Below are 25,770 nucleotides of genomic sequence, written 5' to 3'. Positions count from 1 at the left end.
GTCTCCGGTTAGCGCAGCGGCGAGAACGGCGCCGGCATGTAGATGGTCGATTCCATCGTCGTCAGATGCGCGGGCCCGCCCTTCGGCGGCCAGATGCCGTCCTTCACGGCTTCCGCGCGAATCCGCGAGCGCTCGTCCACGCTCTTGTACGGCCAGATGTTGAGAAAGCGCGGCACGGTGCCGTCGAGCGCGTACATCGCGCCGATGAGCGGCGAGCGCTTCGTGCGCTCCGGCACGGCGTTCTGCCATGCATCGATCGTGTGCTGCAGGCTCGCGAGCTTCGTGCCGTAGACGCGCATCTCGTAGACGCCGCCGTGCTCGGCCGGCTCGATCGGCGGCAGGAACGGAAAGAGCGCGTAGCTGTTCACTTCGACATCGGTGATGAATTCGCCGCAACCGAACGGATTGCCTTCGAGCAGCAGCCGCTGGCGCTCCTTGATCAATGCCGCTTCCGATTCGAAGCCGCGCAGCACCATGACCTTGCCGAGCGCGCCGATATCCGAGTACCAGCAACCGAGCAGCTTCGAGCCGGGCGCAGCGCCGCTTGCCTTGATGTTCTCGAAGACCTGCGCGTTCGCGCCGATCTTCACCGTCAACGTGACCGTTTCGTACAGAGTCATTGCAGAGTCCTTGCCTGTTTGAAGTTGGAGAGAGACGTGATGCCGTCTTCGCGTGCCGGTTCAGCCAGTTCGAGGCCCGCGAGATAGCCGAAAGTCATCGCCGGTCCGAGCGTGATGCCGCCCGCCGGATAGTGCCCGCCCATCATGCTCGCGGCATCGTTGCCGACCCCGTAGAGGCCGGGAATCGGCGCGCGTGCCTCGTCGAGCACCCGCGAGCGCGCATCCGTCGACAAGCCGGCAAAAGTGCCGAGGCTGCCCGGCACGAGCTTCACCGCATGAAACGGGCCGTCGACGATCGGCGCGAGACACGGATTGGGCTGGTGCGACGCATCGCCCTGCACGCGGTTGTAAGGCGTCGAGCCTTTGTGGAACTGCGGATCGAAGCCGTCTTTCGCGTAGCCGTTATACGTGGCGACGGTGTCGGCGAGTCCGCGCGCATCGATGCCGCACTGCTGCGCCAGCGCTTCGAGCGTCGGCGCGGATTGCAGATAACCCGAGCGCTCGTAAGGCCCGAGCGGAAACGGAAACGGCTTCGCGAAGCCGAGGCCATACCTGCGCTGAAACCGATGATCGCAGACGAGCCACGCGCACGCTTCTTCGCCCGGCCGCGTCGTGCCGATGAGCGCGGAGATGAAGTCGTAATACGACGACGCCTCGTTCGTGAAGCGCCTGCCCGCGCGCGTCACCGCGATCACGCCCGGCTTGGCGCGCTCGATCAGATGCGGAAACGCAACCTCCTGACCGTTCGATTTCGGCACGAGCGACACCGGCGCCCACGCTGCGGGCGCTTCGAGCGACGCATCGAAATGCGCGCCTGCCGCTACGCCCAGGCGAATGCCGTCGCCGGTATTGCTCTTCGGCGCGGCCGACCAGTGCGGCATGGTCGGAAACGTCTGCGCCTGGCGTTGTGCGTCGTGCGGATAGCCGCCGCACGCGAGCACGACACCGCGCCGCGCGCGCACTTCGTGCATGACGCCTTCGATCTCGACGCGCGCCCCCGTCACGCGATCGCCCGCCCGCGTGAGCGACACCGCCTTCGCCCGCGTGCGCAGATCGACGCCGCGATCCGCCGCCGACTTCAACAGCCGCGCGACGAGCGCATTGCCGTTCACGAGATGCATCGAACGCCGATGACGCAGCAGGTGCCACGCGAACGCGGCGAAGCGCTTCGTGACGTGCCACGCAGACTTCGCGCTGCGCGTCGCGTTCAGGAAATGCGCGAGATCCTGTCCCGAGGCGATCGCCATGCCCTTGATCGTCACTTCGGCGAGCGGCGGACGAAGCTTGTCGATGAGCGGGCCGAGCTCGCGTCCATCGAACGGCATCGCGCAGACCGAGCGGCCGCCGGTGGCCGCGCCCTGCGTCGTGTGGAAATCGGGGATTTTGTTGCCGTCGATGAAACGCATCGACGTATTGCGCTCGAAGAATTCGACCATGCGCGGGCCGTGCTCGATGAGCGCATCGGCTTTCGCGGCATCGAAGTGCGCGCCGAGCTCGCTCTTAAGGTACGTGCGCGGCACGCTTTCGTCTTCGACGATGCCCGCGCGCGTCGCGAGCGGATTGCGCGGAATCCACATCCACCCGCCTGACCACGCGGTCGTGCCGCCGAACACGCCTTCCTTTTCGCAGACGAGCACGGACAGGCCGCGCGTCGCCGCGGTCACGGCCGTCGACAGGCCGCCCGCGCCGGAACCCAGCACGAGGACGTCGCATTCGAGAATCGGATCGAGTTTCATTTGGCGTGAGCGTGCGTGTGGAGATCGACAGGCAGCGTGAGCGCTTCGTCGCGTGCGTCTTTCAGCGCCGCGCCCGCCGGCTGTCGCGCGCGCAGCGTTGCGTGTCGCGCGGCGAGATAGCCGAACGCGAGACCGGGACCGAGCGTGATGCCAGGGCCGGGATACACGCCGCCCATCACCGATTGCGCGTCGTTGCCGCATGCGTAAAGGCCGCCGATCGGCCGGTCGCCGCGATCGAGCACGCGCGCGTCGGTATCGATGACGAGGCCCGTCGCCGCGCCGATATCGCCCGGATACAGCCGCACCGCGTAGAACGGCGCCTGACCGATTGGACCGAGGCACTTGTTCGGGCCGGTCCAGTTGGCGTCGCCGTTGGCGTTCTGATAATCGGTCGTGCCGCGCTGAAAATCCGGATCGACGCCGGTTTGCGCGTAGCGATTGATGCGCGCGACGCTGTCCGCGAGCCCGGCCTTGTCGATATCGAGCCGGGTCGCGAGTTCGTCGAGCGTCCTGCCTTCGACGAGGTAGCCGTCTTCGAGAAACGGCGCGAGCCCTTTGCCACCCGGACGCACCATGCCGAGACCGTACTTGCGCAATCCTTCGGCATCCGTGATGAGATAGGCGGGCACCGAAGGCGTCGTCTTGTTCGCCTCCTGCATCGCAACACCGAACAGGTGATACGACGTGTTCTCGTTGAGGAAGCGCTTGCCCGACTTGTCGACGGTGATCATGCCCGGCTTGCCGCGATCCATGATGAAGTGCGGGAAAACGGCGGTCGTGCCGTCGGCCCGCTTGCGCACCGAGACCGGCGCCCAGAAAGCGTTCGACAGCGCGCCCTCGCCGAATCGCGCGCCGGCCGTGAGCGCGAGATCCTGCGCGCCGCCCGCGTGGCCGGGCGCGCCGGGGCACCACGTCGGATCGGCGCCGGGCAGCATCTCGCCGCGACGCTTCGGATGACGGTTGAAGCCGCCGCTCGCGAGGATCACGCCGCCCGTCACGCCGACGCGCCGCCGCTCGTCGACCTGGCTCAGCGTCACGGCTTCGATGCCGTTCTCGCCCGTATGCAAGGCTTCGATCTTCGTGTTCGTCAACACGGTCACGCCGCGCTGAAGCAGCGAATACAGCAACCGGCCGATCAGCGCGTTGCCCATCACGAGGCGCGTGCCGCGCGGCGAGTTCAGGCGGTCGCGCGCATGACGCGTGAGCAGCTTCGCCGCATGGCGAAACGACGCGAACGACTTCGTCATGTTCAGAAGGTGCCCGACGTCGTCGCGGTCCACCATCATCCCGCCGAGCACGGTGAATTCGGGAATCGGCGGACGAATCAGCGAAAACGCGCTGCCGAGCTTGCGGCCGTCGAAGGGCAGCGGCTCCAGTGCACGGCCGCGCAAGGTCGAGCCTTCGACCTCCGACAGATAGTCCGGATGAAACGGGCGCGCCCGATATTTCACGTCGGAATTCGCTTCGATATGCGCGACGGCCTTCGGACCGGCATCGAGGAACGCGCGGCGCATCGCAGCGCTGCTGCGCTCGCCGACCGCCCGATTCAAAAAGCTTTCGGCAGTCGCGGCGGTATCGTCGCGATTGACGCTCGCCGCGTGCATCGACGCGGGAATCCACGTCGTCCCGGCCGAGTACGCGGTCGTGCCGCCGACGTATTCCGTGCTCTCGACGAGCAGCACGCGCGCGCCATCGATCGCCGCGACGAGCGCCGCCGACATGCCCGCGCCGCCCGCGCCGGCCACCACGACATCGAATGTTTCGTTCTGCGCCAGTTTGTCCAGTGTCTCCACCATTCGTCCGCTCCGTCGCGATTCGCGCCGTCAAATTTCTGACGATTCGAAACGCATGTTTGCTGTAGAACCAACTTTGATATTGGAATAGTATTCCACAAATAGAAGCGAAGCCAAGTTCTTTTTGAGATGAAGGAGAAAACGGTATGAGCGTGCTGGTGACAGGTGGAAGCGGTTTTCTGGCGGCCTGGGTGATGCGGCGGCTGCTCGCGCGGGGCATGGACGTGCGCGCCTTCGACGTGCGCGAGGACGCGCGGCTGTTGCGCGCGCTCGCGCCCGAACGGGCCGATGAAGTCCAGTGGCACATCGGCGATATCGGCGAGGCGCGCGATGTCGCGGCCGCGCTCGACGGCTGCGATGCCGTGATCCATCTCGCGGGCGTGCTTACGCCCGCCTGCACCGCCGATCCGGTGCGCGGCGCGCGCATCAACCTGATCGGCTCGCTCAATGTGTTCGATGCGGCCATCGCGTGCGGCCTGCGCTCGGTGCTGTACGCGAGCAGCGCGGGCGTCTTCGGCCCCGACGACGGCGCAACACCGTGTCCCACGACCCACTACGGCGCGTTCAAACTGGCCTGCGAGGGATCGGCGCGCGCGTACTGGCACGATCATGGGATCGCGAGCATCGGCTTCCGGCCGCTCGTCGTGTACGGCGCGGGGCGCGAGACCGGCTCGAGCGCGGGCCCGAGCCTCGCGTGCCGAGCGGCCGCGCGCCGCGAGCCATACACGATTCCGTTCACCGGCGCGACCGGCCTCGTCTATGCCGACGACGTCGCCGCCGCCTACGAACTCGCGCTCGTGCGCCAGTTCGACGGGGCACACGCGTTCACGCTCGCGGGCGATATCACGCCGATGCAAAGCGTGATCGAAACGCTACGGCGAATCGCCCCGGACGCGCGCATCGATGCGCAAGGCGCGCCCTTGCCCATCGCGACCGCATTTCCAGACGATCCCGAACTCGCCCGGATGCTGCCCGGCATGCCGAGAACGCCGCTCGTCGAAGGATTGCGGCAGACGGTGGCGTTTTATCGGTAGGCGAACCGGGGCTTGGCACCGCACGTTCCTTGGGGCACGATTCGCTTCGTCAGAAACACGGGGCCACGCATGCAAGACACGACCCGAACGCCCGCGGCGCGCACGGCGCTCTTCAAAGGCATTGTCCCGATCAACCGCGCCGCCGCGTTGCGCGACATGCTCGCCGGCATCTCGCTCGCGTCGATGGACATCCCGCAAGTGCTCGGCTATGCGCGCATCGCCGGCATGCCCGCGGTGACGGGCCTCTACACCGCGTTCCTGCCGCTCGTTGCGTTCGCGCTCTTCGGCGCGTCGCGGCATCTCGTGGTCGCGGCCGATTCCGCGACCGCGACGATTTTCGCGAGCAGGCTTTCGTCGATGGCCGCGATGGGCAGTCCTGAATACGTCGCGCTCGCGGGCATGGTCGCGTTGCAGACCGCCGCGCTGCTTCTGCTCGCGCGGCTCTTCAAGCTGGGCTTTCTCGCCGATTTTCTGTCGCGCACGGTGCTGACGGGTTTTCTCGCGGGCGTCGGCGTGCAGGTGTCGATCGCGATGCTCGGCGATCTCTTCGGCATGACGGTGCCGTATCCGTCCTCGCGCAGTCTCGCCCAGCTCGTCTATGTAATCGGGCATCTCCTGCAGGCGCATGGGCCGACGTTCGTGCTCGCGCTCGTCGTGATCGTCGCGATTCTCGGCTGCAAGCGCTTCGCGCCGCGTCTGCCGATGCCGCTCATCGTGGTGATCGGCAGCATCGCGGCGAGCAAGGCTTTCGATTTCGCGGCGCGCGGCATCTCGGTGCTCGGCCCCGTCGATGGCGGCCTGCCCGCGCTCCGCTTCCCCGAAGTCACCTGGCAGCAAGCGCTCGATCTCGTGCCCGTGGCGGCGTCGTGTTTCGTGATGATCATCGCGCAGAGCGCCGCCGCGGCGCGCGTCTTCGCGCAGCAGTATCACGAGGATGTCGATACCAACAGCGACATCCTGGGACTCGCCGCAGCCAATGCGGCGGCCGCCGTGAGCGGCACCTTCGTCGTCAACGGCAGCCCGACGCAGACCGCGATGGCCGAGCGCGCCGGCACGCGCAGCCAGCTCGGACAGCTCGCGTTCGCGGCGGTCGTCGCGGTCGTGCTACTGTTCCTGAGCGGCTATCTGCGCTATCTGCCGCATTGCGTGCTCGCGGGCATCGTGTTCACGATCGCGATCGGCCTCATCAACGTGCAAAGCCTGAAGGACATCCGCGCGGAAAGCCCCGGCGAATTCGCGCTCGCGCTCATCACGGCGGGCGCGGTGGTGCTGGCGGGCGTCGAGCACGGCATCCTGCTGGCGGTCGCGCTGTCGCTGCTGCGGCACGTGCGTCACAGCTATCATCCGCACACGATGGTGCTCACCCCCGTCGCGCCCGGCAAACCCTGGCAATACGTGCCGACGGCGCCCGGCGCGATGACCGCGCCGGACCTCATCGTCTACCGCTTCGGCGCGGATCTGTTCTACGCGAACGATCATTTCTTCACGTCGGAAGTAACGAAGCTGGTCGACACCGCACCCGACGGATTGCGCTATCTCGTCGCCGATGCCGGCGCAATCACCGATCTCGATTACTCGGCCGCCCGCACGATCGGCGATTTGGTCGAAACGCTTCGCGCACGGGGCATCGCCGTGATCTTCGGTCGCGTCAATCCTTTCTTGCGCAATGACATGGACCGGCACGGGCTCACAAAAGTGCTCGGCGCGTCGAACGTGTTCGACACGCTGCACGAGGCGCTGGCCGCGGCGGGCGTGAGTCCTGGCACGCACGAGCCGAACGCGCTGTGAGACTTGCTTGCCAGGCCGGAGCGCCGCTGCTTTCGATTGTATGGTTACTCAAATATTCGACGGTTAGTTGCCTTGATTCGAGCACAATAATTTTATTGAACAGTATTCCATTTTAGACTAGCATTCACATCACGAGTTGACGCAAAATTTTTCGATCAGGGTTCAGGAGGCAATCGAGGCATGGCGCAGGACACTTCTTTTTCCGCATCGCTCGATGCGGGCTTGAGCGGCGCGACACGCGTCTATTTCATCGTCGGCGATCCGATTGCGCAGGTGCGCTCGCCATCGGGTGTGACCGCGGCGCTGCGCGCGGCGGGGCGCGACGCGATCGTGATTCCGGCGCACGTCGCGCCCGACGATCTCGGCGCGTTCTTCGCGGGAATCGCGCCGCTGCGCAATTGCGACGGCGTGATCATCACCGTGCCGCACAAGTTCAGCGCGACGCAATACTGCAGCACGCTGACCGATGAAGGCGCGTTCCTCGGCGCGGTCAATATGCTCCGGCGCAACACCGACGGCACCTGGCACGGCGGTGCATCCGACGGCATCGGCATGGTCGCCGCGTTGAGGGAGGCAGGTTGCGACCCGAAGGGCAAGCGCGCGCTGCTGATCGGCGCGGGTGGCGCGGGTTCGGCGATCGGCCATGCGCTCGTCAATGCAGGCGTGGCGTCGCTCGCGATTCGCGATTTCGATGCCACGCGCACGGGCGCCCTCGCCTCGCGGCTCGCCGCATTGGGCCGTGGCGCGGTGAGCGTCGCCGACGACGCGCCGGCGGAAACCTACGAACTCATCGTGAACGCGTCGCCGGCGGGCATGCGTCCGGGCGATCCGCTGCCGATCGACACCTCGCGCCTGTCGCCGACGACGTTCGTCGGCGACGTGGTGACCAAGCCGCCGCTCACGCCGTTCATCGAAGCGGCCCGCGCGCGCGGCTGCACGACGGTCACCGGCACGCAGATGTTCGGCCGCGTGTGCGACGCGATCGTCGCGTATCTGCTGCAGGACTAAGCACGCGCGACCGTTCGCCGCGTGATGAATCGGAGCAATCTGGTTCAATCGCGGCACACATTCGTTCAACATTCCGGCCGCGCATTCGCGTCCCTCGCGAGGCGCGCCGGTCCGCTGGTCCCAGAGCGATTCCACGACAAGCGCCGTCCGATTCAGGGCGGCGTTTTTTTCGCGATGTTTCCAGCCGCGCCGGCATGAGCGTGCGATCCCCATGCGCCGCGCTCGCTTCGAGGGCAAATAGAGCGTGCGGGCGCACGTAAGAGGCTGGAATGAAATCGGATCAACAAGCAGTTCAACGCGCTGCGCGAGCAGGCTTCGCGGCCATCGCATTTGCGATGCTCGCGGCATGTGCGAGCGGACCCGGCGCATCGGCGCCGCTGCCGGCGGACAGCACGCTCGGCACCGGCCGCATCGTCGGCAAGCAATATCTGACGACCGTGTCGGCGGGCACGGCTTCGCCCTCCGGTCCGACGGTCGGCGTGGGCGGCGGTGGCATCGGCGGCAATGGATGGAATGGCGCGGGCGGCGGCGCGGGCCTGAGTTTCGACCTGACGAGCCTGTTCCAGAAGAGCCCGGAGCAGACCACGAAGGTTTACCGTTACAGCGTGCAGATGAAGGACGGCTCGAAGCGCGACATCGACAGCACACTCGATCTCAATGACGGCGCGTGCGTGACGACGATCGATTCCAGCCAGCCCGGCTATCCGAGACTGACGGGCGCCGACGCCTGCTGATCTTCCGGCGCCGCGCCCCCGGCAAGCCGCCCCGACAGCGCCGCGGCGACGCGCGCAACCGCGGGCGCCCATTCGCCCGGCGCGCGCTGGCGAATGAGCCGCACCGAGTCGTACCACGGCTGCGTCTCGCCTGTTCCCCAACACCAATGCGACGCGCGATCGATCATCGCCAGTACCGGCTTGCCGAGCGCGCCCGCGAGATGCAGTGGCGAGCTGTCGACGGTCACCAGCACGTCGAGCGCGCTGACGAGCGCGGCCGAGTCGTGAAAATGCTCACGATATTCGGATAGCCCTGCGATGCGCGCCCCCGCCGAACGCATCGCTGCGATGTCGCCATCGCGACCCGGCGCGACGGGATAAAACGCGACGTTCGGCAAGCTCCACAGCGGCGCGAGTGCCTCGATAGGCACGCTTCGCTGGGCATCGCGGCGATGCGTCGGGCTGCCCGCCCATACGAGGCCGACGCGCAGCGCATTCGTGCCGTCGGACGCCAGCATGCGTCGCCACATGTCGATGCGTTGCGGCGCGGCGTCGAGATAGGCGCGGCCATCGACCTGATCGGGCAACAGGCCGATCGATAGCGGCATGCTCATCATGCCGAAGGTGTAGTCGACGGTACCGAATTCGTGCGTTTCGAGCGCGATGCAATCCGGCACGAACCGCCGGATCAGTGGATGTAACGGCGAACGCACCGCCAATAGGGCCACGCCGCCGTTTCTGCGCACGCCTTCCGCGAACCGTGGAAAGTACCGCACGAATTGAATGTCATCGCCAAGGCCTAGCTCGCGGTAGACGACGACGCGCTTGCCATCGAGCGGCTGTCCGCGCCAGCGCGGGGCGACCCGCTCCATGCGCGCGACCACGCCGTTCTCACGGTGTGCCGAAACGCGGCGGCCGAAGCGCGTCCAGCCGCCGCGCCACTCACCGCGGCGCAGTTCGAGGTCCGCGAGATCGACCGCGAGCCAGCTCGAATCCGGCGCCTGCGAGAGCGCCCGGTGGTACATCTCTTCGGCTTCGTCGTAGCGCGACTGCTCGTTGAGATACATGGCGATCGCGCCGGTCACCTGGCCGTTGTCAGGATGATGCAGCGCGGCCTCGCGCATGACCGCTTCGGCCGACACGCTATCGTGACGCAGCCAATGGCAGTGACTCAGTTGCCATCGAAGCTCATAGTCTCGCGGAAATCGCTGCAAGGCTTCGATGCAAAAACGCTCGAGGGCAAGCCAGTCGCCCGAGCGGCGCATATCGAGTGCAATGGATAGAGCCTGGTCGGCTTCGAAATACATGAATAACGGAAGGCAGAAGTCTTGAAACGCTTGCTGAGTTTATATCAATCAAGCCGTCTAAGAATGCTTTAAAACACGAGACAAATCCGAAATACGGCATCGATTCGATTCATTCGCAGGTCGAATCATCCGTGTGAGTCTTCCTGAAATGCAGTGGTTCGAATCGGCGATTGTGCGGAGGCTGGCGCTTTGTCATACTGAGTCGCGTCGCCCTGTCTCCTCAAGCGTCCGCTCTCGATTTTCGAGCCCACAAGCGGACGTGCTCGCGCCGCCTCTCCAGGCGGCGTTTTTTTTTGCTTGCGGCCTATTACCTCTGACGTAATTGCCGGCCTCACTTTCTCCTGCGACGATGCAATCACACTGCTCATCGACCAGGAGAATGCAATGAAAGCGACGCATGCCGGAATCGCCCGCCCGGGTTTCATCGCAAGCACGGACGGCGTCGAACTGTTCTATCGCGACTGGCAGCCCGAAGGCACGCGCGGCAGCGGCAGGACGATCGTCTTCGTACCCAGCTATTCGTTGCCCGGCGACATGTGGGCGTATCAGATGCTGCCGCTCGCGCGACAGGGCTTTCGCTGCATCACCTACGACCGGCGCGGCCACGGTCGCTCGAGCGACCCGGGTCGCGGCTACGACTACGACACGCTCGCGGACGATCTCGCCGCCGTCATCGAGGCGCTCGATCTGTCGGACGTCACGCTCGTCGGCTATTCGATGGGCGGCGCGGAAGCGGTGCGTTATCTGACGCGTCACGGCAGCGCGCGCGTCGCGAGACTTGCGTTGATCGCGTCGACCCTGCCGATACTCGCTAAAGCGCCCGACAATCCCGATGGCATCGACCGCGCCCATGTCGATGCCTTCCAGCAAGACTTGATGACGGATTATCCGCAGTGGCTCGCGGACAACGCTCGTCCGTTCGCGGGGCCGGGCGCATCGCAGGCCATGATCGACTGGATCCGGGAAATGGCATTGCGCACGTCGCATCAGGCGCTTTTCGCGTGCAACGAAACGGTCAGTAGCGGCGATTTCCGCAACGAGTTGCGCGACATCGACGTGCCGACGCTCATCGTACAAGGCGATCGCGACGTGTCGAATCCGCTGGAGCTGACTTCGCAACGCACGGCGCGCCTGATTCCGAATGCGCGTCTCGTCGTCTACGAAGGCGCGCCGCATGGCGTCTTTCTGAGCGACGCGGCGCGTTTGGCGGCTGATATCGGCGCGTTTGCGTCAGCGGAATGATTCGTTGCGTGCGCTAATCGCTTAAAAAGATTCGGGATCGGCGTTTGTCGGATAAGCGCTGAGTCCTGACGCGTTTGAAAATATTCTTAACAATAGACTCTGGAAGAATCCCGCACATCGTAGCACTGCGAATTGACACCACCGCGCACGCCATGAAAGCATCGCCGCGCGGTCCTTCTCGCGTCCACCGGAGTCCATCGCGATGATCTTCCATGCCTCCATCCCCGCCAACGATCCGAAACACGTCGCGCACGTACTGGCCGAACTGTGGGACGGCTTCGCCGCGCCCTTCTCGCCCTTTCCCGACGCGTGGATGGCGGTCGCGGGCGACGATCGCGGCAGCATCATCGAGGTCTATCCGAGCGATCAGGTGATCACGCCCGGTGGCGGCCACGACGAAAGCGTGAGCTACGGCGCGGATACGATCAGGCGCCCGCAGTACAGCGCGTTCCACATGGCCATCGCGACGAAGCTGAGCAGCGATGAGGTCATCGCGATCGGCGAACGCGAAGGCTGGCGCGCGGTACGCTGCACGCGCGGCGACAACTTTTTCCACGTGATCGAATTCTGGATCGAAAACTCGACGATGCTCGAATTCCTCACGCCCGAGATGCAGGCCGAATATCTCGCGTTCGCGACGCCCGAAAACTTCAAGGCGATGGCCGCCGCCATGCCTCAATGATCGCTCGCCGCTGACGCCTGATCGCCACGCAGCCCGAACATCAGCGCGGCGCCGCTCGCGAAGAGCAGCAACGAAAGCAGGTGCACGGCGAGATCCATGCTGCCCGTCGCGGTGCGGATCTGGCCGATCACCCACGGACTCACGATCCCGCTCGTGATGCCGATACTGCTGATGAACGCGATGCCCGCCGCCGCGCTCTTGCCCGGCAAATGGCTCGCGGGCACGGCCCAGAATATCGGCAGCGCGGCGAAAATCAGCGTCGCGGCGAGCGAAAGAATCGCGAGCATCAGCGGAAAGCTCGGGAAATGCAGCGTCAGCGCCGCGAGCGCGATGCCGCCGCCGATCGTGCAGCACGCGAAGTGCTTGCGCCGCTCCGCGACGCGATCCGAATGGCGCGCGATCAGAATCAGTCCCACTGCGCCGATCGCGTTCGGCACGACGGTGTAGAGGCTGACCGACATGACATCGGTGATGCCGAAATCGCGGATCATCAGCGGCATCCAGAAACTCAGCGTCAGCGATGCGCACGTCAGCGAGAAATAGATGAACGCGAAGAGATAGACGCGCGGGTTGCGCAACGCATCGAGCATGCCGCTGCGATCGTGCTTGTCGTGATTTTCGGCGCCGCACAATGCCGCGAGCCGATCCCGCTCCGTTTGCGCGAGCCAGCGCGCGTCGCGCGGCGTGTCCACCAGCAGACGCAGGGCGATCAGCCCGAGCAGCACCGCGGGCGCGCCTTCGATCGCGAACATCCACTGCCAGCCGTGCAGGCCCATCACGCCCGCCATGTCGCGCATGATCCAGCCGGAGACGAGTCCGCCGAACACGCCCGCGACCGCCACGCCGGCGAAGAATACCGACATCACGCCCGCGCGACGTTTCGCCGGGAACCAGTAGGTCAGATAAAGCACGATGCCGGGAAAGAAGCCCGCTTCGAACACGCCCAGCAGAAAGCGCAGCAGATAGAAATGCCCCGGCGTCGACACGAACATCATGCCGACCGACGCCGCGCCCCACAGTAGCATGATCCGCGTGAAAGTGCGGCGCGCGCCGAACTTCGCGAGCAGCAGGTTGCTCGGCACTTCGAAGAGCACGTAGCCGACGTAGAACACGGCGGCGCCGAGGCCGTACATCGCATCGGAGAAGCCGAGATCGTGCTTCATCTGTAACTGCGCGAAGCCGATATTGATGCGGTCCAGAAACGACACGACGTAACACAGGAACAGAAAAGGGATGATCCGCCACGCGATTTTGCGGAACAGCGCATCGTCCGAAAGGGCGTGCGCTTCCGCGGCGGCGCTCGGGCTGAGCGCCGCCGTGCTGATCGACTTCGACATGTCTCGCTCCAGATGGGCGTGAGTAGGCCGGCGTCTTGCACGCGCCTTTTGCCTTGAGAGAGGGAGAAGCGGCGCGCGTCAGTGCGCGCCGCACAGAATGGCGGTCAGTCCTGCAACGCGGCCCACATGTCCTTGTCGCGCTGGGCCGTCCAGATGCGCGGATGCTTGATGCCGCTCGCTTCGTCGTAGGCGCGCGACACGTCGAACGGCAGGCAGTGCTCGTAGATGAAGACGTGGCCGAACTTCGGGTCCATCGCTTTACGGGTGTGCGCCATCGAGCCCTTCAGGTCGAGCTTGTCGGCGACGGCTTCGCGGCCCGCCTGCAACAGCGTCGTGACGAAATCCTTCGTATAGTCGAGGCCCTTGTCGACCTCCGCCGGCGACAGCAGCGCGGGTCCGCGTCCCGGCACGAGCTTTTCCGCCTTCAGCGCGCGCAGCGCTTCGAGCGTCGCCGGCCATTCTTCGAGTTGCGCGTCGCCGCAATAGCAGGCGGCGTCGTACTCGACGAGATCGCCCGAGAACAGCACCTTCTGCGACGGCAGCCAGACGACCGTATCGCCCTTCGTGTGACCCGAACCGAGATGCGCGATCTTCACTTCGAGCTTGCCGAGGAACAGCGTGATCTCTTTCTCGAAGACGAGCGTCGGCCATGTGAGACCGGGAACCGTCTCGACGCCGGCGAAGAGGCGCGGAAAGCGCTCGATCTCCGATTTCATGTCCTGCTCGCCGCGCTCGACGATCATTTCGTACGTGCCGCGGCTCGCGATGATCTGCTGCGCGCCTTCCGCGAAATACGCCGACGCGCCGAGCACGCGCACCGCGTGGTAATGCGACAGCACGACATACTTGATCGGCTTGTCCGTGACGCCGCGGATTTTCTCGATGAGATCCTGCGCCATCGCGGGCGTGGCGGTCGTGTCGACGATCAGCACGCCGTCGTCGCCGATGATCACGCCGGAGTTGGGATCGCCTTCCGCCGTATACGCGTACGCGTTCTCGGAAAGCTGCGTGAAGCTGATCTTCTTCTCTTCCAGATCGGCCTGCGATGCGAATGCTTTTGCCATGGTCGTGTCTCGCTTCCATTCTCGTGGGGATGGGTGGATGATCGGCCTGCGGCTGATTTTTGTCAACAGCAAGCAAACTTGCTATTTACAAATTACGGGTAAATACCGAATCGCTTCATCGGATGATTCGTCGTCGGCTAACATCTGCGGTTCGTTGAACCTTTATAGATCGCGGAGTCTCTTTTGGCCCGTTCTGAAATCGGCGAAGAAAAAAAGCAGCGCGGCATCCAGAGCGTCGAAGTCGGGGCGCGTCTGCTCGAGGCGCTCGTCGCGCGGCGCGAGCCGCTCGGGCTGAGCGCGCTGGCCGAAGCAGCCGAACTTTCCAGCGCGCAGGCGCATACCTATCTGGTGAGCCTCGCGCGTCTCGGGCTCGTCAAGCGCGACGCGCTCACCGGCAACTACGAGCCCGGTCCGCTCTCGCTCAGGCTCGGTCTGTTGAATCTGGAACATCAGCCGGCGTATCGGGCGGCCGCGCCGCGCGTGTCGGCGCTCGCGCTCGCAACCGGTATGAGCGTCGCGGTCAGCGTGGCCGGGCCGCAGGGTCCGACGATCGTGCGCTACGAGCGCGGCGGCTATCCGCTGCACGTGAATCTGCATGTGGGCACGGTGATGTCGCTGTCGGCGACGTCCACGGGACGCGTGTTCCGCGCCTTCGACGATGACGCCCGCGTCGCCGCGATGCGCACGCAGCAAGCCGAGGCCGACGCCCCCGAACTGGCCGCGCGCATTGCCGAAATCAGGGCGCGCGGGATCGAACGCAGCGTCGATGCGCCGAGCCCAGGCGTCAGCAGCATGAGCGTGCCGGTGTTCGACGGCGCGCATCGCATGCAGCTCGCGCTGACGGCGATCGGCCCGACGGGACTCGCCGACGTCGACTGGGACGGTCCGCTCGCGCGCGCGCTGAGGGATGCGGCGCGCGACATCACCGGCTTGCTTTCATGACGATATTCGACGAAGACGCCAAGCCGCAACGCGGCATCAACGCGCTCGATGCAACAGGCGATCTGCTGCGCGCGCTGGTCGCGGCAGGCAAGCCGCTCGCGCTGCGCGATCTCGCAGCCGCAGCCGGGATGCCGCCCGCGAAGGCGTTCGCGCATCTGGTCAGTCTCGTGAAAGTCGGCCTGCTCGCGCGCGACGACGCGGGACTCTTCCACTCGGGTCCATTGAGCCGCGAACTCGGACTGATTGCCCTGCAGCGCCTGTCGCCGATCCGCGACGCGGAAAGCGAGATCGTCGCGCTCGCCGCGAGCACGTCGATGACGGTCGCCGCGGCCGCGCTCGGACCGCTCGGGCCGACCGTGATCCGGCTGGAAGAATCGGCGCGGCCGCAGCACGTGAGCTTGCGGGTCGGCACGGTGATGTCGCTCGTCAATACGGCGATCGGGCGGGTCTACGCCGCGCATCTGCCCGCCGACGTGCTCGCGAGCCTGATGACGCAGGACGGCATCCGCCTCGCGGGCGCGCAAGCGGATGCGGGACGGGACGCCGCGTATCGTGCACGACTCGGCGAAATCAGGGAACGCGGCCTCGACACGGCGCTCGGCGCGCCGGTGCCCGGCATCCACACGCTGGCCGCGCCGGTGTTCGATCACACTGGCAGCGTGTGTCTCGTGATCGCGCTGATCGGCTCATCGGGCGGCTTCGACAGCGCCCCGGACGGCCCGCTCGCACGCGCGCTGCTGGCCGCGACGCGGCGCTTGTCGTGGCGCTTCGGACTGATGGAGGCGACTTAGCCGCGCCTGAGAATCTCCGTGCCGGTCACGCGAATGGCGGGAAAACGGTCGGTCGGCTTCGCGATCTCGTCCTGCGACGCGACGATCTCCAGCTCGTAGCGCCCCGCGTCGTAAGTCGCCTTGACGACGGCATTGACCGCCGCGAGCGTGTGCTCCAGCGCGGTGCGCAGCGAATCGCCCTGCAAGGTGCGTGCGACGAACACCGCGCTCGTGAGATCGCCGACGCCCACCGGCTGACGCGCGAACGGATAAAGCGGGCGCTGCGCGAACCAGGCTTCGGTCGGCGTCACGGCGAGCATGTTGAAAGTGTCGGCGCGGCTGTTGCGATCCAGCAGATGCTTGACCAGCACGATGCGCGGACCGCGCGCGATGACTTCGCGGCATGCGTCGACGGCTTCCTCCACTGTCTCGATCGCGCGCCCGACAAGCTTTTCCAGCTCGACATGATTGGGCATGATCGCGTCGGCGATCTCGGGCATAGTCGTGACGAGGAAATCTTCGATGCCGGGCGCGACCGTGCAGCCGCCCGTCTGGCCCATGACCGGATCGCAGAAATAAAGTGCGCGGGGGTTCACCGCCTTCACCATCTTCACGATTTCGACGACCGCCCGGCCCTGCTCGGGCGCGCCGAGATAGCCCGACAGAACCGCGTTGCAGCGCGCCAGCACGCCGATCGCGCCGATGCCCTCGATCACGCTCTGCAGTTCCTCGGCGTCGAATGCGCTGCCGGTCCAGCGTCCGTACTGCGTGTGATTGGAGAACTGCACGGTATTGAGCGGCCAGACGTTGACGCCGAGACGCCGCATCGGGAAAACCGCCGCGCTGTTGCCCGCATGGCCGAACACCACATGCGACTGAATGCTCAGGACGTTGTTCATGTTCTGATTTCCCGATTGATCGTGTCCGGTCAGGTGAAACGTGTGTCGCTCGGGCGGTCGTGCAGCGCAGCGCGACGCCCGGCTACAGGGAGAACACCCGTGAACGCCGGTTGCGGGCGCGCGCGGGCATTGCAATCATCGTATTGTGCCGTGCCTCGACGCACTGCGGCATGGCGTGCCCGTTATAAATTGCGCGGACGCGTTTTGTCGAGCGATGCAATCGATCAGAAGCCCAAAAGGTCGCGCCGCCGCGACACCGTCACGCCCAGTGCGCCGCGCGCAGCACGCCCGTGCGGCGTTCGGCACGCCGCTTGCTCGACCCACCGGCCACTTCGGCGCTCCCGCGCACGACAAAAAAACGAGCGACTTCAGCACACGAATTCGACGACGCGCCCGATAATGCTTCATCGATGCATACATCGAAAATACGAGGACGAACACACGGCAAGACATCAATAGTCGCAGGTCAAATCAGGAGGCTGACATGGAGACGCTGGCTAAGAATCGCACCGATTTGCAGAAGTCGACCCTCGCAATCGTCCTCGCCGGCGGGCGTGGCACCCGGCTCGGTCCGCTCACCGACAAGCGCGTGAAGCCGGCCGTCCACTTTGGCGGCAAGTACCGCATCATCGACTTCGCGCTGTCCAACTGCCTCAATTCCGGCATCCGCCGCATCGCCGTCGTCACGCAGTACAAGGCGCACTCGCTCATTCGCCACCTGCAGCGCGGCTGGGGTTTCCTGCGCGGCGAGTTCAACGAGTTCATCGATATCTGGCCGGCGCAGCAGCGCGTCGATTCGAGCTGGTATCGCGGTACGGCCGATGCGGTGTACCAGAACCTCGACATCGTCCGCTCGATCGGGCCGGAGTTCGTGATCGTGCTGGCGGGCGATCACATCTACAAGATGGATTACACGCGCATGGTGCTGGATCACGTGGAGAGCGGCGCCGACTGCACGGTCGGCTGCATCGAGGTGCCGCGCATGGATGCCGTCGCGTTCGGCGTGATGCACGTCGACGAGAACCGCCGTGTCACCGACTTCCTCGAAAAGCCCGCCGATCCGCCCGCGATGCCCGGCAAGCCCGACATCGCGCTCGCGAGCATGGGCATCTACGTGTTCAGCGCGAAGTATCTCTACGACATGCTGCAGGAGAACATCGAAACGTCGAACACGGATCACGACTTCGGCAAGGACATCATTCCGCGCGTCGTCACGACGGGCAAGGCGATCGCGCATCCGTTCGGCATGTCGTGCGTGACTTCGAGCAGCGATCCGGAGGCGCCCGCCTACTGGCGCGACGTCGGCACCGTCGACGCGTACTGGGCCGCGAATCTCGATCTCGCATCGACGATTCCCGAACTCGATTTGTATGACCGCAAATGGCCGATCTGGACCAATCAGGAGCAGCTCCCGCCAGGCAAGTTCGTGCGCGACCTGAACGGCCAGCAAGGCGCGATCACCAATCTGCTGGTGTGCGGCGGCTGCGTGATCTCGGGATCGCAGGTGTCGAAGTCGGTGTTTTCGTCGGCGGTGCGGGTGCACTCGTTCTGTAACATCAATGAGGCAGTCTTGTTGCCGCAGGTGACCATCGGGCCGAGTTGCCGCTTGCAGCGCGTCGTGATCGACCGCGGCTGCACGGTGCCCGAAGGCCTCGTGGTGGGCGAGGACCCGGATGACGACGCCGCGCGTTTCTTCCGCACGGAATCCGGCGTCACGCTGATCACGCGAGAAGCGCTGGCGCGTCTCCCGCAGGGTTAGCCGGCGGCGCGCCGCACGAACACGACGACAAGAATCCAATCGACGGGAGCGCCGATGACCGTATGCGTGCTGCATGCCGCAGCAGAAATGTTTCCGCTGTTGAAGACGGGCGGCCTCGCCGACGTGGTCGGCGCGCTGCCGCCCGCGCAATCTCAACTGGGCACGCACGCGCGCGTCGTGCTGCCGGGCTTTCCCGCGGTGCTGGCGGGTCTCGACGACCTCCAGCCCGTCGCCGATCTGGGCAGCGCGTTCGGCGCGGGCAACATCCGGCTCGAACGCGGCGTGCTGCAGCCGCACGACGTAATCGTGTATGTGGTGCGCGCCGATCAGTTCTACGATCGTCCGGGCAATCCGTATCTCGACGCCGCGCATCGCCCGTACGGCGATAACGATCGCCGCTTCGCGTTGCTCAGTTGGGCCGCCGCGCGCATCGCGACGGGCGCCGATCCGGCATGGAAGCCGCATATCGTCCACGCGCACGACTGGCACGCGGGTCTCGCGCCCGCTTATTTGCGCGCATTCGAGCGCGGCGGCGCGGCGCGAGTCGCGAGCGTGATGACCGTGCACAATCTCGCGTATCAGGGCACGTTTCCGGCGTCGGAGTTCGGCGCGCTGCAGTTGCCGGGCGATTTCTACGCGATGGAAGGCGTCGAATTCTACGGCCACGTCTCGTTTCTCAAGGCGGGGCTCTATTACGCCGATTGCATCACGACCGTCAGCCCGACCTACGCGCGCGAAATCCAGACACAGGGGCAAGGCGCCGGCCTGCACGGCCTGTTGCAGACGCGCACGCACGACATCACCGGCATTCTGAACGGCGTCGATTATTCGATCTGGGGCCCGTCGACGGATGAATCGATCGCGTCGAAATACACGGCCGCGAAACCGTCCGGAAAGTCGAAGTGCAAGGCCGCGCTGCAGGAGCGCATGGGACTCGCGCGCGACGACGACGCCCTGCTCTTCGGCGTCGTCAGCCGGCTCACCGAGCAGAAGGGCCTCGACCTGCTGCTCTCGGCCGTGCCCGACATCGTGCAGCGGGGCGGCCAGCTCGTCGTGCTCGGCACGGGCGACCCGGCGCTCGAGACCGGCATGAAGAACGCGGCGGCGGCGCATCCGGGCGTCGTGGCGGTCGAACTCGGTTTCGACGAGACGCTGTCGCATTCGATCATCGCCGGCAGCGACGTGGTGATGGTGCCGTCGCGCTTCGAGCCGTGCGGCCTCACCCAGCTCTACGCGCTCGCGTACGGCTCGCCGCCGCTCGTGCATCGCGTGGGCGGGCTCGCCGACACCGTCGTCGACAGTTCGCTCGAAAATCTCGCCGACGACCTCGCGACCGGCTTCGTGTTCGATACCTTCGACCGCGCGGGCATCGTCGGCGCGATCCGGCGCGCGTTCGCACTCAAGGCGCGGCGCACGGACTGGAAAGCCGTCGTCAAGCGCGCGATGGGCCAGAACTTCAGTTGGGAAGCCGCGGCGCTCCAGTACGCGGAGGTTTATCGGAAGCTGCTCGGCACGTGACGGTCGTCGGGCGCGCAATTTGCGTCGCGCACGGCGAACCTCACACGAGAACGCAAATGCACTTACCCCTCGCAGGACAGATCGCGCTCGTGACGGGCGCGAGCTCGGGCATCGGCACAGGCGTCGCGACCGCGCTCGCCGATGCGGGCGCGCACGTCGCCATCAACTATCACTCGCATGCGGAACCCGCCGAGAAGCTCGCCGCCGCGATCCGGGCGAAAGGCGGCGAAGCGTTCGCAGTCGGCGCGGACGTGTCCGACGAAACCCAGGTCGACGCGATGTTCGACGCCGTGGTGACGCGCTACGGCACCGTCGATATCGTCGTCGCGAATTCGGGCTTGCAGAAGGACGCGCCGTTCACCGCACTGACGCTCGCGGACTGGAGAACGGTGATCGAAACGAATCTCACCGGTCAGTTCCTCACCGCGCAGCGCGCCGTGCGCGAATTCGAGCGGCGCGGCATGCGCGACGTATCGAAGGCGCTCGGGAAGATCATCTGCATGAGCTCCGTGCACGAGGTCATTCCGTGGGCGGGTCACGTGAATTACGCGGCGTCCAAAGGCGGCATCCAGATGATGATGAAAACGATCGCGCAGGAAGTCGCGCCGCAGCGCATCCGCGTGAACGGCATCGCGCCCGGCGCGATCCGCACGCCGATCAACAAGGACGCGTGGGATACACAGGAGAAGCTCGATCGATTGCTGACGCTGATTCCGTACGGGCGTGTCGGCGAGGTCGAGGATATCGGCCGCGCGGCGATCTGGCTCGCGTCCGACGAAAGCGATTACGTCGTCGGCACGACGCTCTTCGTCGATGGCGGCATGACGCTCTATCCGGGATTCGCGGATAACGGCTGATAGCGCATCGACACGCAACGACGGGAATCGGAATGAACGATATCGAAGTGGATGTCGCCGTGATCGGGGCCGGCACCGCGGGCATGGCCGCGTTTCGCGCGGCGCGGCTCGCGGGCGTGAGCGCGGTGCTGATCGAGAGCGGCGAATTGGGCACCACCTGCGCGCGCGTCGGCTGCATGCCGTCCAAGCTGTTGCTCGCGGCGGCGAACGGACTTCACGACGCGCGTGCGCTGGCCGCGCGCGGAATCGAAGGCACGCACGCGCTCGAAGCCGACTACGCCCACGTGCTCGACTACGTGCGGCGCGAGCGCGATTACTTCGTCAGGAGCGTGCTCGACGAAGTCGAAACCTTGCCCGCCGGCGCGCTGCTGCGCGGCCAGGCGCGCTTCGAAACGCCGACGCGTTTGCAGATCGGCAACGCTACGCGCGTCGAAGCGAAACGTGTCGTGATCGCGACGGGCACGGCGCCGCACGTGCCCGACGAGCTGAAGGTGTTCGGCGACAAGCTCATCACGAGCGACGATCTCTTCGAGCTTCGCACGCTGCCGAAGCGCATCGCCGTGTTCGGCGCGGGGCCGATCGCGCTTGAGCTCGGGCAGGCGCTTGCGCGGCTCGACGTCGACCTCTTCATGTTCGGCAGGGGCGGCCACGTTGCGGCGCTCACCGACAAGCCCGTGCGCGACGCGCTCGCCGCCGCACTTGCCGACGAGTTTTATTTCGATCCTGACGCCAACTTCGAAGCGATGACGCTCGACGACGGCCAGCCGACGCTGCGCTTCACTTCGCTGGATGGCCAGGCGCACGTGGAGCGCTTCGATCTCGTGCTCGCCGCAACGGGCCGTGCGCCGAACCTGAGGCCGCTCGCGCTCGAGAACGCGGGCATCGAACTGAACGAAAAGGGCGTGCCGTTATTCGACGAATCCACGATGCAATGCGGCAAGAGCACGATCTTCATCGCCGGCGATTGCGACGGCACGCGCCCGTGGCTTCACGACGCCGCCGACGAAGGCAAGCTCGCCGGCGACAACGCCGCGCGCTTTCCCGACGTGCGGTCGATCCGGCGCAAGGTGCCGTTCTCGATCGTGTTTTGCGAGCCGCAGGTGGTGAGCGTCGGCGCATCGTACGACGATCTCGACAAGCAGATGACGGTGACCGGGCAAGCATCGTTCGAGACTCAGGGCAGAAGCCGCGTGTTGCGCCAGAATCGCGGCCTGCTGCATGTCTACGCCGACGCGAAGACCGGCAAGCTGCGTGGCGCCCAAGGCTGCGGCCCGGCGATGGAACATCTGGGGCATCTGCTCGCGTGGGCGCTGCAACTCGAATTGACGCTCGATGAAGCGCTCAGTCTGCCGTTCTATCATCCGGTCGTGGAGGAAGGCTTGCGCAGCGCGCTGAAGGATGCGGACAGAAAATGCTATGAGGAACGGTCGGAGACGCCGCCCGCATTGCCGAGCGCCGCAGGTTACTAGTTAAAAGAAAACGCCGGTTGCGTGCAACCGGCGTTTCGTCTTCCGAATCAGATATGAAAACCGTTTTCGATCAGCTTCCGCTCAGGCCATATTGCAGCGCAAGGTCGAAACCCAGCACGACCATCGAGCAGAAAAGCCCCAGCAGCAGATTCGCCAGCCGATGGCCGACGTCCTTGTGCTTTGTCAGAACGGCACCCGCGAGGAACGCGATTTCCACGATGACCTGCATGCAAAACACGGCGATCATCAATGCGAACTCATAACCCATCGAGTTAAAGTTCATGAAGTTGAAGCCGTTCACCGCGACCCAAGACCCCACTCGCCAGACTTCGTATGCCAATAGCAGCAACGGGAAGAAATAGCTGGCTACATAAGTCGGCACCGTGGCGTGCCGCAATTCCATATTTAAGTGACGTGTTACTTGCATCGCGTACTCCTCATCTGATTGCCCGAAAACGACGGGCGTTCTACCTGCACCGTGGCGCAACCGGAGCGTTCTGATTGAACGGCAGACGGGCGTCGTGCTTTCAGAATAGGACAATTTTCTGGAAAGCGAATCATCGTATTCCCGATGATCGCGCCCAGTATGGGATTACGCGTCGCTTTGTGCAGTGCAACTGAATAAAGCAGCTATTTCCCGGCCCTAAAATCGGCACGCGCGTGCGTGCCGATTTCCTAAAGTATTGGAGTGCCGCTTAATGCCTTCAGTTCTTCGCGTACAGCTTGATAATGCCCGAAAAATCGAGTCCGCCGAGTCCTTGCTGGCTCATCGACTGATACAACTGTTGTGCCAGCGCGCCCATGAAAACCGGCTGCTTCGCGCCGCGCGCGGCATCGACGGCGAGCCCGAGATCCTTCAGCATCAGATCGGCGCCGAATCCGCCCGAATATCCGCGCGAAGCCGGCGCCGTTTCGACGATGCCCGGATAGGGATTACACGTATCCGAACTCCAGCAACGTCCCGTCGACGTATTGACGATGCTCGCGAGTTTCGCCGGGTCGATGCCGAGCGTTTCGCCGAGTTTCATCGCTTCGGCGACGCCGATCATGGAAATCCCTAGCAGCAGGTTATTGCAGATTTTCGCGATCTGGCCGGTTCCGGTTTCGCCGCAACGCACCATATTCTTGCCCATGCCGGACAAAACAGGGCGCAGCGTTTCAAACAGCGTTTCGTCCGCGCCGACCATGAAGGTCAGCGTGCCCGCCTGCGCGCCGACGACGCCGCCGGAAACGGGGGCATCCGCGAACGGATTGCCCTGCTTCGCCGCCGCTTCGCCGATGAACCTCGCGCTGGCCGGATCGATCGTGCTGCTGTCGACGAGCGGCACGCCTTTCGCGACGCCCGCAAGCACGCCGTCATCGCTCAGATAGACCGTTTTCACATGCTGCGCCGCGGGCAGCATCGTGATGACGACTTCCGCGCCTTCGGCCGCCGCGCGCGGCGACGCGGCGAGCGTCGCGCCCGCCGCCTTAGCCGCTTCGAGCGCGGCGGGCACGAGATCGAACGCCGTGACCGCGTGCCCCGCCTTCAGGAGATTGGCGGCCATCGGGCCACCCATGTGCCCCAAACCAATGAAGCCGATGTGCATGAGAAATCTCCCTCAGCGAAGCGCGATGGTCGTGTTGACGCCGTCGTTCACGGTGGCGTCGTCGAACCAGCGCGCGGTGACCGTCTTCGTCTGCGTGTAGAACTGGACGACCTGCTTGCCGTACGGGCCGAGATCGCCGAGCTTCGAGCCGCGCGAGCCCGTGAAGCTGAACGCCGGCACCGGCACCGGAATCGGAATGTTGATGCCGACCTGACCGATGTCGATCTCGCTCTGGAACTTGCGCGCCGCGGCCCCGCTCTGCGTGAAGAGGCCGACGCCGTTGCCCATCGGATTGCGGTTGACGATCGCGATGGCGTCGTCGAGCGACTCGGCTTCGACCACGCACAGCACGGGGCCGAAGATCTCGGTCTTGTAGATCGTCATGTCGGTATCGACGTTCGTGAAGATCGTCGGGCCGATGAAGTTGCCGCTCTCGTAGCCCTTCACGTCGATATCGCGGCCATCGAGCGCGAGCGTCGCGCCCTCTTCCACGCCCTTGCCTATCAGCCCGAGAATGCGCTCCTTCGCCGCTTTCGACACGACCGGTCCCACATCCGTATTCGGCTCCGTGCCGCCGTTGACCTTGAGCGTCTTCGCCTTCTCGACGAGTTCGGGCACCCATTCCTTCGACGCCCCGACGAATACCGCCACCGACGTCGCCATGCAACGCTGGCCCGCCGCGCCGAAGCCCGCGCCCGCGAGCGCGTTGAGCGTCTGCTCCTTGTTCGCGTCGGGCAGCACGACGGCGTGATTCTTCGCGCCCATCATCGACTGCACGCGCTTGCCGTGCTGGCTCGCGAGGTTGTAGACGTGCGTGCCGACGGCCGTCGAGCCGACGAACGAAATCGCCTTGATGTCGGGATGCGTGCAGATCGCATCGACGACTTCCTTGCCGCCGTGCACGACGTTCAGCACGCCCGGCGGCACGCCCGCTTCGAGTGCGAGTTCGACGAGTTCCATCGTCGAAAGCGGATCCTGCTCCGAGGGCTTCAGCACGAAGGTGTTGCCGCATACGATCGCCATCGGGAACATCCATAGCGGGATCATCGCGGGAAAATTGAACGGCGTGATGCCCGCGCACACGCCGATCGGCTGGCGCAACGTGTACGTGTCGACGCCGCCCGCGACGTTCTCGGAGAACTCGCCCTGCTGCAGCGTGCTGATCGAGCACGCATGTTCGACGACTTCGAGCCCGCGGAAGATGTCGCCTTCGGCATCGGCGAGTGTCTTGCCCTGCTCCGCCGTCAACGTCTGCGCGATGCGCTTCTGGTTCTGGCGCACGAGATCCTGAAACTTGAGCATCAGGCGCATGCGCGTGCCGAGCGGCGTCGTGCGCCACGTCTGAAACGCCTTGTGCGCCGCGGCGACGGCAGCGTTCACTTCGTCCACCGTCGCGAAAGGCACGCGGCCGACCACGTCCTGCGTCGCGGGATTGACGATGTCGCGCCACTCCGTTGTCTTCGAATCGACGAACCGGCCGTCGATGAGCAGCTTGGCCGTACGGACGGACGCACTCTGCGCCGGATGTTCAGCAGCGATATTCACGAGTCACTCCTTTGGAAAGTTGCAAACGCCGGGTTTGGGAGAGGAAGCGAAGACGCGCGGACGAAGCGCCGGTGCGGCGCCGAGGGGAAAAGCATGTC

Annotated in this window: 20 protein-coding genes and 1 pseudogene; 11 read left to right on the top strand and 10 right to left on the bottom strand. The window is 65.3% G+C overall.

Annotation, left to right across the window (positions count from 1 at the left end; all coding sequences use genetic code 11):
* Nucleotides 1-8 precede the first annotated feature (8 nt).
* Genes U4Y90_RS06680 through U4Y90_RS06670 form a run of 3 tightly spaced genes read right to left on the bottom strand, consistent with a single transcriptional unit; the run spans nt 9 to nt 4,152 of the window.
* On the bottom strand, nt 9-620 hold the full coding sequence (locus U4Y90_RS06680) for an NIPSNAP family protein (protein WP_321793511.1): 612 nt from the start codon (nt 618-620) through the stop codon (nt 9-11).
* Complete coding sequence (locus U4Y90_RS06675) at nt 617-2,356, bottom strand: FAD-dependent oxidoreductase (protein WP_321793509.1); 1,740 nt, start codon at nt 2,354-2,356, stop codon at nt 617-619. The genes U4Y90_RS06680 and U4Y90_RS06675 overlap by 4 nt, the downstream gene beginning before the upstream one ends.
* On the bottom strand, nt 2,353-4,152 hold the full coding sequence (locus tag U4Y90_RS06670) for an FAD-dependent oxidoreductase (protein ID WP_321793507.1): 1,800 nt from the start codon (nt 4,150-4,152) through the stop codon (nt 2,353-2,355). The genes U4Y90_RS06675 and U4Y90_RS06670 overlap by 4 nt, the downstream gene beginning before the upstream one ends.
* Before the next feature lie 143 nt (nt 4,153-4,295).
* On the opposite strand from U4Y90_RS06670, the gene U4Y90_RS06665 reads away from it, so the two are divergent.
* From U4Y90_RS06665 to U4Y90_RS06650, 4 genes are all read left to right on the top strand, one after another.
* Nucleotides 4,296-5,183, top strand: a complete 888-nt coding sequence (locus tag U4Y90_RS06665; protein ID WP_321793505.1) for an NAD(P)-dependent oxidoreductase — start codon at nt 4,296-4,298, stop codon at nt 5,181-5,183.
* 69 nt (nt 5,184-5,252) lie between these two features.
* A complete protein-coding gene (locus U4Y90_RS06660) occupies nt 5,253-6,971 on the top strand; it encodes a SulP family inorganic anion transporter (RefSeq protein WP_321793503.1) in 1,719 nt (572 codons plus the stop codon).
* A gap of 180 nt (nt 6,972-7,151) precedes the next feature.
* Nucleotides 7,152-7,979 carry a shikimate dehydrogenase gene (locus U4Y90_RS06655; protein WP_321793501.1) on the top strand — a complete coding sequence of 276 codons (828 nt, stop codon included), beginning with the start codon at nt 7,152-7,154 and terminating at the stop codon, nt 7,977-7,979.
* A 269-nt stretch (nt 7,980-8,248) separates the two neighbouring features.
* Nucleotides 8,249-8,713, top strand: a complete 465-nt coding sequence (locus U4Y90_RS06650; RefSeq protein WP_321793499.1) for a hypothetical protein — start codon at nt 8,249-8,251, stop codon at nt 8,711-8,713.
* Here the strand turns inward: U4Y90_RS06650 and U4Y90_RS06645 are convergent.
* The gene (locus U4Y90_RS06645; protein ID WP_321793497.1) at nt 8,680-9,999 is read right to left on the bottom strand and encodes a tetratricopeptide repeat protein; all 1,320 of its coding nucleotides are present in this window, start codon (nt 9,997-9,999) and stop codon (nt 8,680-8,682) included. The two genes, U4Y90_RS06650 and U4Y90_RS06645, sit on opposite strands and share 34 nt — an antisense overlap.
* Nucleotides 10,000-10,383: 384 nt before the next feature.
* Between U4Y90_RS06645 and U4Y90_RS06640 the strand changes: the two genes are divergently transcribed.
* Together U4Y90_RS06640 and U4Y90_RS06635 are read left to right on the top strand one after the other, a co-directional pair.
* Nucleotides 10,384-11,241: an alpha/beta hydrolase gene (locus U4Y90_RS06640; RefSeq protein WP_321793495.1), complete on the top strand. Its 858-nt coding sequence runs from the start codon at nt 10,384-10,386 to the stop codon at nt 11,239-11,241.
* A gap of 202 nt (nt 11,242-11,443) precedes the next feature.
* Complete coding sequence (locus U4Y90_RS06635; protein WP_321793493.1) at nt 11,444-11,923, top strand: hypothetical protein; 480 nt, start codon at nt 11,444-11,446, stop codon at nt 11,921-11,923.
* On the opposite strand, the gene U4Y90_RS06630 is transcribed toward U4Y90_RS06635, so the two are convergent.
* Both U4Y90_RS06630 and U4Y90_RS06625 read right to left on the bottom strand, forming a co-directional pair.
* A complete protein-coding gene (locus U4Y90_RS06630) occupies nt 11,917-13,260 on the bottom strand; it encodes an MFS transporter (protein WP_321793491.1) in 1,344 nt (447 codons plus the stop codon). The two genes, U4Y90_RS06635 and U4Y90_RS06630, sit on opposite strands and share 7 nt — an antisense overlap.
* A 104-nt stretch (nt 13,261-13,364) precedes the next feature.
* Nucleotides 13,365-14,324: an MBL fold metallo-hydrolase gene (locus U4Y90_RS06625; RefSeq protein WP_321793489.1), complete on the bottom strand. Its 960-nt coding sequence runs from the start codon at nt 14,322-14,324 to the stop codon at nt 13,365-13,367.
* A gap of 183 nt (nt 14,325-14,507) precedes the next feature.
* Between U4Y90_RS06625 and U4Y90_RS06620 the strand changes: the two are divergent.
* Nucleotides 14,508-16,057, top strand: a pseudogene (locus U4Y90_RS06620) (IclR family transcriptional regulator).
* On the opposite strand, the gene pdxY reads toward U4Y90_RS06620, so the two are convergent.
* Nucleotides 16,054-16,935, bottom strand: coding sequence for a pyridoxal kinase PdxY (gene pdxY / locus U4Y90_RS06615; protein WP_321793487.1), 882 nt, complete (start codon nt 16,933-16,935; stop codon nt 16,054-16,056). The pseudogene U4Y90_RS06620 and the gene pdxY overlap by 4 nt on opposite strands.
* A 484-nt stretch (nt 16,936-17,419) precedes the next feature.
* Here pdxY and glgC point away from each other — a divergent pair, with 484 nt between their 5' ends.
* Genes glgC through U4Y90_RS06595 form a run of 4 tightly spaced genes read left to right on the top strand, consistent with a single transcriptional unit; the run spans nt 17,420 to nt 22,538 of the window.
* Nucleotides 17,420-18,694: a glucose-1-phosphate adenylyltransferase gene (glgC, locus tag U4Y90_RS06610; RefSeq protein WP_321793485.1), complete on the top strand. Its 1,275-nt coding sequence runs from the start codon at nt 17,420-17,422 to the stop codon at nt 18,692-18,694.
* A gap of 54 nt (nt 18,695-18,748) precedes the next feature.
* Nucleotides 18,749-20,212, top strand: coding sequence for a glycogen synthase GlgA (gene glgA / locus U4Y90_RS06605; RefSeq protein ID WP_321793483.1), 1,464 nt, complete (start codon nt 18,749-18,751; stop codon nt 20,210-20,212).
* A gap of 56 nt (nt 20,213-20,268) precedes the next feature.
* Nucleotides 20,269-21,069: an SDR family oxidoreductase gene (locus U4Y90_RS06600; protein WP_321793481.1), complete on the top strand. Its 801-nt coding sequence runs from the start codon at nt 20,269-20,271 to the stop codon at nt 21,067-21,069.
* A 32-nt stretch (nt 21,070-21,101) separates the two neighbouring features.
* On the top strand, nt 21,102-22,538 hold the full coding sequence (locus U4Y90_RS06595) for a dihydrolipoyl dehydrogenase (protein ID WP_321793479.1): 1,437 nt from the start codon (nt 21,102-21,104) through the stop codon (nt 22,536-22,538).
* Nucleotides 22,539-22,608: 70 nt separating this feature from the next.
* Here the strand turns inward: U4Y90_RS06595 and U4Y90_RS06590 are convergent, their stop codons facing one another.
* From U4Y90_RS06590 to U4Y90_RS06580, 3 genes are all read right to left on the bottom strand, one after another.
* A complete protein-coding gene (locus tag U4Y90_RS06590; RefSeq protein WP_321793477.1) occupies nt 22,609-22,965 on the bottom strand; it encodes a hypothetical protein in 357 nt (118 codons plus the stop codon).
* A 277-nt stretch (nt 22,966-23,242) separates the two neighbouring features.
* Nucleotides 23,243-24,127, bottom strand: a complete 885-nt coding sequence (gene mmsB / locus U4Y90_RS06585; RefSeq protein WP_321793475.1) for a 3-hydroxyisobutyrate dehydrogenase — start codon at nt 24,125-24,127, stop codon at nt 23,243-23,245.
* A gap of 12 nt (nt 24,128-24,139) precedes the next feature.
* Nucleotides 24,140-25,672 carry a CoA-acylating methylmalonate-semialdehyde dehydrogenase gene (locus U4Y90_RS06580; protein WP_321793473.1) on the bottom strand — a complete coding sequence of 511 codons (1,533 nt, stop codon included), beginning with the start codon at nt 25,670-25,672 and terminating at the stop codon, nt 24,140-24,142.
* Nucleotides 25,673-25,770 lie beyond the last annotated feature (98 nt).

The organism is Caballeronia sp. J97 (assembly GCF_905220305.1).
Lineage (GTDB): Bacteria > Pseudomonadota > Gammaproteobacteria > Burkholderiales > Burkholderiaceae > Caballeronia.
Note: the sequence above shows the minus strand (reverse complement) of the source record. Positions and strands in the feature narration are given on the sequence as shown.